General features: G+C 66.2%; 8 protein-coding genes. 5 read left to right on the top strand and 3 right to left on the bottom strand.

Going from position 1 to position 11854, the window contains the following annotated elements; genetic code table 11:
- The first annotated feature begins 28 nt into the window (after positions 1-28).
- A complete protein-coding gene (locus tag AC3A5Z_RS14735) occupies positions 29-1945 on the top strand; it encodes a potassium transporter Kup (protein ID WP_487520100.1) in 1917 nt (638 codons plus the stop codon).
- Positions 1946-1950: 5 nt separating this feature from the next.
- Here the strand turns inward: AC3A5Z_RS14735 and AC3A5Z_RS14740 are convergent, their stop codons facing one another.
- On the bottom strand, positions 1951-2445 hold the full coding sequence (locus tag AC3A5Z_RS14740) for an RES family NAD+ phosphorylase (RefSeq protein WP_487520101.1): 495 nt from the start codon (positions 2443-2445) through the stop codon (positions 1951-1953).
- A 6-nt stretch (positions 2446-2451) separates the two neighbouring features.
- Complete coding sequence (locus AC3A5Z_RS14745; protein ID WP_487520102.1) at positions 2452-2802, bottom strand: antitoxin Xre/MbcA/ParS toxin-binding domain-containing protein; 351 nt, start codon at positions 2800-2802, stop codon at positions 2452-2454.
- A gap of 359 nt (positions 2803-3161) precedes the next feature.
- Here AC3A5Z_RS14745 and AC3A5Z_RS14750 point away from each other — a divergent pair, with 359 nt between their 5' ends.
- The 4 genes from AC3A5Z_RS14750 (at position 3162) to cydB (ending at position 9379) form a co-directional block, all read left to right on the top strand.
- Positions 3162-3350 (top strand): hypothetical protein, encoded by a 189-nt coding sequence (locus AC3A5Z_RS14750; RefSeq protein WP_487520103.1) that lies wholly within the window; start codon positions 3162-3164, stop codon positions 3348-3350.
- A 364-nt stretch (positions 3351-3714) separates the two neighbouring features.
- Positions 3715-6765 carry an EAL domain-containing protein gene (locus AC3A5Z_RS14755; RefSeq protein ID WP_487520104.1) on the top strand — a complete coding sequence of 1017 codons (3051 nt, stop codon included), beginning with the start codon at positions 3715-3717 and terminating at the stop codon, positions 6763-6765.
- Between the two features lie 198 nt (positions 6766-6963).
- Positions 6964-8385, top strand: coding sequence for a cytochrome ubiquinol oxidase subunit I (locus AC3A5Z_RS14760; protein WP_487520105.1), 1422 nt, complete (start codon positions 6964-6966; stop codon positions 8383-8385).
- A complete protein-coding gene (gene cydB, locus AC3A5Z_RS14765) occupies positions 8375-9379 on the top strand; it encodes a cytochrome d ubiquinol oxidase subunit II (RefSeq protein ID WP_487520106.1) in 1005 nt (334 codons plus the stop codon). The genes AC3A5Z_RS14760 and cydB overlap by 11 nt, the downstream gene beginning before the upstream one ends.
- Before the next feature lie 322 nt (positions 9380-9701).
- On the opposite strand, the gene AC3A5Z_RS14770 is transcribed toward cydB, so the two are convergent.
- Positions 9702-11024, bottom strand: coding sequence for a 4Fe-4S binding protein (locus AC3A5Z_RS14770; RefSeq protein ID WP_487520107.1), 1323 nt, complete (start codon positions 11022-11024; stop codon positions 9702-9704).
- Between the last annotated feature and the right edge of the window lie 830 nt (positions 11025-11854).

Raw genomic sequence — 11854 nt, forward strand, 5'->3', positions numbered from 1 at the left:
CGCGCTTGAACCACCGCAGCGTGAGCCCATGACCGAATCCAGTCCCGCACCTGCGGAAACGCCGGCCACGCCTCACGCAGCGGCGGCCCCTGTGCCCGGGCATGGCTGGAAACTCGTCCTCGGCTCGATCGGCGTCGTCTATGGCGACATCGGCACCAGCCCGCTCTACGCGCTGCGCGAGTCGCTGCATGCGGCGGGGCGGGACGGGTTGCGGCCCGAAGAGGTGATCGGGGTGATCTCGCTGCTGGTCTGGACGCTGATCCTGATCGTGTCGGTAAAATACGTCCTGCTGATCATGCGCGCCGACAACCGGGGCGAAGGTGGCACGCTGTCGCTCGTCGCTCTGGTGCAGCAGGCGATGAAGCGGCGTCCGGCCTGGCTTCTGGGGATCGGCGTGGTGGGGATCTCGCTGTTCTTCGGCGATGCGATGATCACCCCGGCGATGTCGGTGCTGTCTGCGGTCGAAGGGCTGTCGCTGGTGGCGCCGCATTTCCAGCCCTTCGTGATCCCGACGACGCTGGTGATCATCGCCGGTCTGTTCTTCGCACAGTATCAGGGCACCGAGCGGGTCTCGGCCTTCTTCGGCCCGATCATGACGGTGTGGTTTCTGGTCATGGCGGGCATGGGGCTCTGGCACATGGGCGACGACATGCGGGTGCTGGCGGCGCTGAACCCGGTTCATGCGCTGGGGTTCCTGTTCGAGAACGGGCTGGCCTCGCTGATCGTGCTGGGGTCGGTGTTTCTGGCGGTGACCGGGGGCGAGGCGCTTTACGCCGACATGGGGCATTTCGGGCGCAGGCCGATCCGGATGGCCTGGGCGGTCCTCGTGTTTCCCTCGCTGACGCTCAGCTATCTGGGGCAGGGGGCGCTGGTGCTGTCGCATCCCGAGACCGCCGGCAACCCGTTCTTCCTGATGGCGCCGGGCTGGGCGCTGCTGCCGCTGGTGCTGCTCGCCACCGCCGCCACGGTCATCGCCAGCCAGGCGGTGATCTCGGGCGCCTTCTCGATGATGCAGCAGGCGACGCAGATGGGGCTGCTGCCCCGGCTGGAGATCCAGCACACCTCGGAGACGCAATACGGCCAGATCTACCTGCCCAAGGTGAACCTGATCCTCGCCGTGGGGGTGATCCTCTTGGTGCTGGCCTTCGGCAGTTCCTCGGATCTGGCAGCGGCCTATGGCATCGCGGTGACGGGGGACATGGTGATCACCTCGGTTCTGGCCTTCGTGCTGTTCTACAAGGCGTGGAAATGGCCGCTGGTGCTGGTCGTCGCCGTTGTCGCGCCGATCCTGACGCTGGAACTGCTGTTCCTTGCCGCCAATGCCACGAAGATCGCCGATGGCGGCTATGTGCCGATCCTGATGGCGCTGACGATCTGCCTGCTGATGTGGACCTGGGTGCGGGGCACGGCGCACGTGCAGCGCAAGGCGCGGATGGGGATGGTATCGGTCGAGACGCTGATGGGGATGCTGAAGAAGTCGCATCCGATCACCTGCCCGGGGACGGCGGTGTTCCTGACCTCCGACCCGGACATGGCGCCCTCGGCGCTGATGCACAATCTCAAGCACAACCGGGTGCTGCACAAACAGAACTTCATCGTCACCGTGGGCGTCGCGCCGACGCCCACGGTCCGCGACGCCGACCGGCTGGTGATCCAGCGGCTGAGCGAGGAGTTCGTGAAGGTTCGCATGACCTTCGGCTACATGGAGCAGCCGAACGTGCCCAGGGCGCTGACGCTGGCGCGCAAGCAGGGTGAGAAGTTCGACATCATGTCGACCTCCTTCTTCCTCAACCGCCGATCCTTCCGCTCGGCGCGGGGGCAGGGGCTGCCGAACTGGCAGGAGCGGATCTACATCGCCATGACCAAGTCGGCAGCGGATGCGACCGACTTCTACTGCCTGCCCTCGAACCGCGTGGTCGAGATGGGCCAGCAGATGACGATCTGACAGGCTCAGGCAAGCCGCCCCTCGTCATCGATCAGTCTGAGCCGGGCTGGCAGGTCCGGCCCCCAGCTCCAGAGCACGAGGTTGAGGCTGTCGGCTGTGGCGCCGGGCGCGAAGCTGCGGACCTGCAGCCCGGCAAAGCCCTCCGCCATCAGCTGTTCCGCGAAGGCCTGTGTCGGGGCGCGGCCGGTCTTCTGCATGGCGAGGCGCCAGTCATCCGCGGCAAGGGCGGCGGCGCTCATGCCGCGGCGGGCGAGGGCGGTTTCGTCGGCGGCGTCGAAGACGGGGCCGAGATCGGCCTCGTAGCTTACCAGGGTCGTCGGCTGCAGGCTGCCGATCTGGTTGGCCTCACGCAGCGCCGTCATCACCGACAACGAAGTGTAGAGCGCGGGCACGCCCTTGGGGTTGAAGCGCCCGCCATGCAGCCGGGCGCCTTCGCCCGAGAGCGGCTCGCGCGCCCGGATCGGGTTGAGCGCGCGGTAGAGCAGGCCGCGGTAGCGCATCACGCCTCAGGCATGGATGCCCGCATCCACCGCGTCGATGTAATCCATCACCTCGGCCGCACGCCCCTCGCGCACGAGCTGCATCGCGGTGAGCCCGGCGAAGCCCGACAGCGGCTCCGACCGATACCAGGCATAGGCGATCAGCGCCGAGCCGAAGCGCGGCTCGACCCGGTTCAGGATCTCGACCATCTCGCGCAGGCGCTTCTGGGTCTTGGCGCTGGCGATCCGGTCAGGGCGCATCACCGCGTCGCGGCCCAGCCCTACCGTGCGCGCCACCTCGTCGCGGGTGGTGCGCAGGGCTTCGGCGATCCGCGCCGGGGCAAACTGGCCCGATTCGGCGAAACTGTTCAGTTGCATGGCGGCCTCCACTCTGTCTGACGTGATATAGTGTCAGATTGCGCGGCAAGCAAGGGAATCGGGCAGGAGCTCATCAAGTGTCTGGCGGGGCTTCGCCCGTTCCGTGGATTTTTCGGGATCGTTTTCGCGCCTGCCGCGTTCTTCACGCGACCACGGACGGGCAGGGGCCGCAGACCGTGGATGCGCGTTTCATCGTCATACGGGAGGCGCGGGTATTCGGGCTTGAGGGAAGCGCGCGCAAAGGACGCATTGGTATTACGCGATTTGGAACGCCTCTTAATACTCCGTTTAAGAATCTTTGAAATGACCAGTGCCACCGAGTTGTGCTAAAACGAACCCGTCAGACTGGGGAGGATGACATGTCAGTATCAGGATCTGCGAACGCGCAAGTTTTCGATTTTGAACAGGCAGCCGAAGATCAGGGCATCGCTCTGGGCAAGCTGCGCAAGTTGCACAGCCCCGAAGAGGCCGATCTTCTCCACATGATCTATGATGCCCTGATGCAGGCCGCTCCGGGTCAGGGCTCCGAGGTGGGGACCCCCGCCTAGGGTGGAGATGCAAGACCTGCGGCAGGAGCGCCTGCCGCTGGCGCCTGCGCTGGTCTGCAGCGGAACGCTGCAAAATCAGCCGCGCGGGCCCGGCAGGCGCTTCCGGGAGCAGGGCTGCCCGAAACCGGCCCGTTTTCGACAGTTCTCGCAGACTCAAAGACCTATTTCGAGTCTCTCTGCCTATCCGATGGAAAGGGCAGGAAATTATGCCTATGTGATTCGGTTTATGCTCGTTAAGGTTGCGTAATATCGTCGCTGTTCAGGCCACATAAACGCCTTGAAGTTGCGATTATTTCGTCCAAGCGCCCTAATACCGAAAGGGTGTGAGGTCGTTGCGCAAGCAATCACGAGAGGGGAACTGACGATGACAGGTTTGCCGGCCGGTCGGGTGATCGGACACCGCCGCGTGGTGGCTTTCTCGTTCCTTGCAACGGCTTTCGCCTATGTCGCGGCGCGGGTGGTGACGGCTCTCGTGGTGCCGCTGTTTTCGGATGTGCCGGTGGACCGGGCGATGGTGGCTGCCGGGCTGGTGTCGATCATCATCACCGCGCCGATGTCCTTCCTGCTGTTCGCGGCTCTGGCGCGGATGGAGCAGCAGAAGAGCCTGATCGAGAAGCGGGAAGAGCTCTGGGGTGCGATCAAGCGCTTTGCGCGGGTCGGCTACTGGGAACTCGATGGCGCGACGCAGACCTTCAAGATGTCGAGCAACGTGCATGAGCTTCTGGGCGACCCCGAGCGCAAGCTGGTGCTGACGCTGCCGCGGATGCTGGAGATGGTTCACCCGGACGACCGGCTGGAGGTCGATACTGCCTTTATCCGCATGCTGCGCGACGGGATCGCGCTGCAGATGGAGATGCGGCTCATCGCGCTCGATGGGACGGAGCGGACCTTCTGGACCACCGGCGCGCCGGTGCAGACGATCGATGGTCGCGTTACCAAGGTGAACGGCGCCTGTCAGGACATTACCGAACGCAAGGCGCTCGAGGCGGCGCTGCATGAAAGCTATGCGCATTACCGGCACGCGGTGGAGTTGAGCCCGCTGGTGGCCTGGACCGAGGATCCGAACGGCGAGAGCCTCGACATGGATGCGGGTTGGCTGGAGCTGACCGGGATGACGCCGGAAGAGGCGCATGCGGGCGGTTGGGTCCGCTGTCTGTATCCCGACGACGCCGCGCGCACGCAGGCGGCTTGGGCCGAGTGCCTGGAGACCGGCAAACCCTATGACGTGACGCACCGGCTGCGGGTGGCCGACGGCAGCTTCCGCTGGGTCCGCACCCGGGCGCAGGCGCGGCTCGATTCGCACGGCAGGCTCATCCGCTGGTACGGCACAGTGGAGGATATTCACGAGCGCGTGACGGCCGAGGCGGCGCTGCGCGAAAGCGAGGCCTTCGCCCACAGCATCCTCGACAGCAGCACCAACTGCGTCGAGGTCATCGACCGCGAGGGGCGGCTGCAGTTCATGAACCGGCCCGGCATGGAGATGATGGGGATCAATGATTTCTCGCTGGAGCAGGGGCGGCTCTGGGTCGATCTCTGGCCCGACGACTCGCGCGAGGATGTGCTGGAGGCGATGCGCACGGCCTGGGCCGGCGGGGTGGCCAATTTCACCGCCACCTGCCCGACGGTGAAGGGCAGGCCGCGTTGGTGGGAGATCAGCCTGACGCCGATTCCCGGGCCGGACGGAACGCCGCTGCGGCTGCTGTCGACGGCGCGCGACGTGACCGATGCCAAGGCGGCGCAGGACGCGCTGGAGGAGTCGCGCCGCGTCGTCGAGGAAAGCGCGCGGCGGCTGTCGTCGGTGCTGGAGAGCACGACGGACAGCGTGATCATCCTGGATGCCAACTGGCGGATCAGCTTCCTCAACGCGCGGGCGGCCGAGATGATGTCGCTGACGGGCGAGGTGATCGGCTCCAGCATCTGGACGGCGCTGCCGGGTGACAACAACATCTTCGAGGCGCGGGTGCGCGGCGCGGTGGCGCGGCAGGAGGTGGTGCAGTTCGAGGAACTGCACGCCCAGCTCGGCATCTGGCTGGAGATGCATGTCTTCCCCTCCGTCGATGGCGTGTCGATCTTCTTCCGCGATGTCAGCCGTCGGCGCGAGGCGCAGGATCAGCTGCTGTATCTGTCGCAGCACGACCATCTGACCGGGCTGCCCAACCGCTCCATGCTGCGCGAGCAGCTGGACGAGGCGCTGCAACAGGCGACGGCACGCTCGCAGGCGGCGCTGCTGTTCCTCGATCTCGACGAGTTCAAGTCGGTGAACGACACCTGGGGCCATCCGGCAGGCGACCGGCTGTTGGTGGAGGCGGCGGAGCGGCTGCGCGCGTGCGTGCGCAACGGCGACCAGATCGCGCGGCTCGGCGGCGACGAATTCGCGGTGATCCAGACCGGGCTGAAACAGCGCGAGGATGCCGAGGAGCTGGCACTGCGCCTGATCGCCTCGCTGAGCGAGCCCTATGTGATCGACGGACGCCCGGTGGTGGTCGGCGTCAGCATCGGCATCGCCATGGCCAGCGATTCCACCGCGCGGGTCGATCACATCATCAAGGATGCGGATGTGGCGCTCTATCGCGCCAAGGCCGACGGGCGCGGCATCTGCCGCTATTTCGAGCCGGGGATGGAATCGCAGGTGCAGGGCAAGCAGATCCTGCGCGCGGATTTGCGCAAGGCGCTGGCGCGGGGTGAACTGAGCCTCGCCTTCCAGCCGCTCGTCACCTTCGAGGGCGGGCGGGTCAGCGGGATGGAGGCGCTGCTGCGCTGGACCCATCCGCAGCGCGGTCCGGTGCCGCCGGTGGAGTTCATCCCTCTGGCCGAGGATTCCGGGGTGATCGTGCCGATGGGGGCATGGGTGCTGCACGAGGCCTGCATGGCGGCGGCGCAATGGCCCGACGATATCGCGGTATCGGTGAACCTCTCGCCGGTGCAGTTCCGGCGGCACGGTCTGGTCGATGCGGTGGCCTGCAGCCTGAAGGCGAGCGGCATCATGGCGGCGCGGCTGCAGCTCGAAGTGACGGAAACCGTGCTGATGCAGAACATCGCCGAGACGCTGGAGGTGCTGCACGCGCTGCGCGGGCTGGGGGTGCGGATCGCCATGGACGATTTCGGCACCGGCTATTCCTCGCTCAGCTATCTGCGCACCTTCCCTTTCGACAACATCAAGATCGACCGCAGCTTCGTCGCCGACATGTCGAAGAACGCGCAGACCAATGCCATCGTTCGCGCCGTGGTCGAGCTGGGCCAGAGCCTTGGGGTGACGACGACAGCCGAGGGGGTGGAGACGCGAATGCAGATGGAGGAGTTGCGGGCCATGGGCTGCCACTCGGGGCAGGGCTATTTCTTCAGCCCGCCGGTTGCCGGGTCCGAGGTTCTGGCGCTGATCGCGCGGCTGGACACTGCGGGCAGTGCGGCGGCCTGAGCCGCCCGCGCCAATATTTTCGCGGCGCCAGATGGTTGTGCCATTCTGTCGCAGGTCCTTTCGCTGGATATCATGCGCGTGAGATACACCTTTGGGATGCGCCGCCATGAGAGCGGACGCATCTGACGGAACCATCCGCTGCGATGCGACTTGATCGGCATCGCCCGGTTCCCGGACTGCAAAGGACGAGGCTGACCCATGTTCGAGAGTTTTGACGCCACGCTGCTGGCGCGTATCCAGTTCGCATTCACGGTTTCCTTTCACATCGTCTTCCCCGCCTTCACCATCGGGCTCGCGAGCTATCTGGCGGTGCTGCTGGCGTTGTTTCTCAAGACCGGCAACTGGGTCTACGAGAAGCTCTTCGACTTCTGGAAAACGATCTTCGCCATCTCCTTCGCCATGGGCGTCGTCTCGGGCATCGTGATGTCCTACCAGTTCGGCACCAACTGGTCGGTGTTCTCCGACCGGGCGGGGCCGGTGATCGGGCCCCTGATGGGCTACGAGGTGCTGACGGCCTTCTTCCTCGAGGCAGGGTTCCTGGGGATCATGCTGTTCGGCAGGCATCGGGTCGGGCCGGGGCTGCATATGGTCGCGACGCTGATGGTGGCGGTCGGCACGCTTCTGTCGGCGACGTGGATCCTTTCGGCCAACAGCTGGATGCAGACGCCCGTCGGCTTCGGCGTCAACGACGTGGGACAGTTCGTGCCGCTGAACTGGCTCGAGATCATCTTCAACCCCTCCTTCCCCTACCGGCTGCTGCACATGGTGCTGGCCGCCTATCTGACCACCGCCCTCGTCGTGGGTGCGACCGCCGCCTGGCACTTCCTGCGCGGCGACGGGCATCGGCCCGAGGTGCGGCGGATGTTCGCCATGGCGATGGGGATGATCGTCGTGGTCGCGCCGCTGCAGATCATCGCGGGCGACATGCACGGGCTGAACACGCTGGAGCATCAGCCGGCCAAGGTCATGGCGATGGAGGGCCACTTCCAGAGCCATCCCGAGGGCGCGCCGCTGATCCTGTTCGGCCTGCCCGACCGCGACGCGCAGACGGTGCATTACGCGGTGGAGATCCCCAAGCTTTCCTCGCTGATCCTCAAGCACGATCTGAACGCGCCGCTGGCCGGGCTCGACACCATCCCGCGCGAGCATCAGCCGCCGGTGGAGATCGTCTTCTGGTCGTTCCGGCTGATGATCCTGCTCGGCTTCTCGATGCTTGGGCTGGGGACTTGGGCGCTCTATGCCCGGTTGCGCGGCAGACTCTACGACAGCCGCGGGCTGCACCGCTTCGCGCTGCTGATGGGGCCGATGGGCTTCGTCGCCGTGCTGGCGGGTTGGGTGACGACCGAGGTGGGGCGGCAGCCTTGGACGGTCTACGGCCATCTGCTGACGGCGGAGAGCGTGGCGCCTGTTTCGGCCCCTGCAGTGGGAGCCTCGCTCCTCGCCTTCATCGTCGTCTACTTCGCCATCTTCGGCACGGGCGTCGCCTATATCCTGCGGCTGATGAAACGGCTGCCGACGGTGGACGAGGACGATCTGGTGGATTCGCCGCTGCGGACCCATGGCATCACCCCCGGCCCTGCCAACCCCGATCGCATGAAGGAGCATCAGCATGGAGTTTGACCTGCCGTTCATCTGGGCGGGGATCATCGCCTTCGCCGTGCTGGCCTATGTCGTCATGGACGGCTTCGATCTCGGCGTCGGCATCCTCTTCCCGCTGTTTCCCGAGAAGCACGACCGCGACGTGATGATGAACTCGGTCGCGCCGATCTGGGATGGCAACGAGACCTGGCTGGTGCTGGGCGGCGGCGGGCTGCTCGCGGTGTTTCCGCTGGCCTATGCCACCATCCTGCCCGCTCTCTATGCGCCACTGATCATCATGCTGCTGGCGCTGGTGTTCCGCGGCGTGGCTTTCGAGTTCCGCTGGCGGACCGAGACCGGCAGCCGCCGCTGGGACATCGCCTTCTTCGGCGGCTCGCTGTTGGCGACCTTCGCGCAGGGCGTGGCGTTGGGTGCGCTGGTGCAGGGGATCGAGGTGGAGAACCGCGCCTATGCCGGAGGCTGGTGGGATTGGCTGACGCCCTTCTCGCTGGCGACGGGGGCGGCGCTGGTCGTGGGCTATGCGCTCCTGGGTGCGACCTGGCTGATTTTGAAGACCGAAGGCGTGCTGCGGATGGAAGCGCAGAACCAAGCGCGGCTGGCGCTGTTCGGCACGCTGGCGGCGATGGGCGGCGTCAGCCTCTGGACGCCCTTCCTGCATTACGACTACCTCGAGCGCTGGTTCAGCTGGCCGACCGCGAGCTTCAGCGTGATCGTGCCGGTGCTGGTGGCCGGGACCGCCTGGCTTCTGTGGCGCGGGCTGACGCAGGGGCCGGACTGGCAGCCCTTCGTCTGCGCGCTGGGGCTCTTCGCCTTCGGTTTCATCGGCGTGGGCATCAGCTTCTACCCGCATATCGTGCCCTTTGCCCTGACGATCGATGAAGCGGCGGCGCCGGACGAGAGCCTGAGCTTCCTGCTCTGGGGGGCGCTGGTGCTGATCCCGATCATCCTGATCTACACCGGCTACGCCTATTGGGTGTTCCGCGGCAAGATCGACCCCGAGGAAGGGTATCACTGATGGCGGAAGGCTGGACGAAACGGCTTCTGTGGTTCGTCGGCCTCTGGATCGCCGGGGTGCTGGCGGTCAGCGGCGTGGCGATGGTGATCCGCTACTGGCTCATCGGCTAAGGAAAAGAGCGCACCCCCGGGGCAGGGGATGCGCTCTGGATAAAGGTTCGGTCATAAAGATTGTTATACAAATGTAGGAGGGGAAGTCTTGCGGGCGCCTGACGTTCCGGGGCTTTCCGGAAACGCGTCGTTGCTGAAAGCGAAACAGTTTCAACAATGATAGGGTTTGTCGCCCATAGGTTGTAGGGGCCTGCCAGATGCTCCGCCGCGTCTTACCATAGCGCGAAACGCAGCCCCCAGACGGTGAGCGGCGCGGCCAAAGAAAATGCAGCAATAGTCAGGGCCAGCAGGCGGCGAGGGCGCGATGCCGGATCGCGGCGCAGCGACAGGAGCATCAGCGACCCCGACCAGAGCGCACCGAGCCAGAGGAGCGGCAGGCGCAGCGCGGCGATTCCCTCGAGGCCCAGCAGGCTCTCGGTCCGGAGCGTCAGGCCGACAATCACCCCCAGAGCCGCCACCGGCAGCAGGCATTGGGTCAGCAGGTGGAATCGCTGCCAATGCCACGGCCCGAGCACCCGCGTCGCCGCCGCCAGCGGCAGGGCGGTCGCCAGCGCCAGCAGCAGCGTCATCCCCCCGAGATAGGCCAGCATCGCCGCCCCCTCGACCAGCCTGACCACATGCTGCTCCGCTGGCTGGTTGGTCAGCAGCCACCAGGGGGCGGTCGCCTGCGCCCACTCACTCCCTTGCACCAGCTTCTCCATCGCCTGCCGCAGCGCCTGAAACCACGGGCTGACCGGCCAGTGCAGCGCCGCCGGGACGAGGCCGACCAGCCCCGCCACGATCAGCAGGCTGTCCCAGCCCGTCGCCCCGCGCCCGCCGCCCGTCACGATCTCCGCTCCCGGCAGTCGCGCTTCCAGCCGCACCGCATCCCGGAACCCGGCGCAGCGGCCGCACATGTGACAGGGGGAGGCGCTGTCCATCGTGCGGACCGGCACCATCGGCTCGCAGGTGAAGCGCTGGCCCCGCGCGCGCTCCGGCGGGCAGCGGTCCCAGGCGGCGGTGTCGACGGCGAACCAGAGCGGCGAGAGCTTGGCCAGCAGCCCGAAGACCCCGCCAACCGGGCAAAGGTAACGGCACCAAAGCCGCTTCTCGCGCCCATAGGTGAAGCCGACGATCAGCGCCGTCAGTGTCGAGCCGCCGAGGATCAGCAGGGCAGGGCGCGGGTGGTCGTAGACGGAGATCATCTGGCCATGGACGGTGGTCAGCGCAAAGGCGGTGAAGGGCCAGCCCGGCCAGCGCATCCAGCGCGGGATCGCCCGCCCCCTGCCATGGCGCGAGGCAAAGGCCGTCAGCGTTCCCTCTGGGCAGAGCACCCCGCACCAGAGCCGCCCGAACAGCAGGATCGAAAGCAGCACCCCCGGCCACCAGATCCCCCAGAGGATGATCCGGGCGGTGCCCGACCAGAGCTGCCCTCCGCCGTCGGCGATCGCGAGCGCCGGCAGGATCACCAGAAGCGCATAGAGGACGACGATGCTCCACTGCAGCCAGGAGACGACGCGCTGGTGATCGCGCAGCCAGAGGCCAAAGGTCTCCAACCTTCCGCCCGTCTGGCGCCCCCCCGAGGCCTCGCGCGCTTGCGGCAGCCGCCGGGTCGGCATCCGGCCATGATTATGCGGGCTCGTCGGCACGGAGCTGCTGTCTTGCGGGAGAGAGGAGAGCATCGGTCGTCCTGTGGGAAGGCAGGCGCAGAAAACGCCGCGGCCCAACCTAAACTGGGGAGCCGCGCCTTACCCCGTGTCCCGGCGCCGCAGCGAGCGGCCTCCCCGGCCGCGACTCGGCGGCGACTCGCGGTTGAGGGCGAGTCGGGGTCGATTCCGGGGCTCGGGGGGCAGAAAGACCGTCATGCCACCGTCACCTCCCTTGCGCATGATGGATCCACGCAGGGGAGACGCGAAAATTTCACCTGCACCGCTTGCTGCGTCGAACCCTGTTCCGCCCTCGAAAAAGCCAAGCAGGCAAGGGGTCGGCGCTGTATGACGCCCTGACCGTGCCCGTGTGCCGGACGGGGACCGGCAGAATTTTTCGCGAAAGTTCCTCGGGAGGGCGATTTTTCCTCTTGCGGGTTCGGGGCTCTCTCCGTAAATACCGCCTCACCGAAGCGGAGACGCGACGGACTGGACGGAAGCGGAACGAAGCGGAAGCGGGTTGAAGCAGAAGGTTCGGAAATTCTGGAGATGATGCGGGCGGGTGCGCTGGAAGTTCTGGCGGCTCGGTTTGTTTTTGTCTCATGCTCTTTGACATTGATGATATCTGAAGAGATATGCGGGCGGTTTGGTCGTTTCGACGTACGAACGCTAGCATATCGGCTCTCTAGGGACCTTGGTTCCGATGATGAGAGTGACAAGCTTCACTGTTTTGCGGCTTT

The organism is Cereibacter sp. Soil_C_27 (assembly GCF_057657095.1).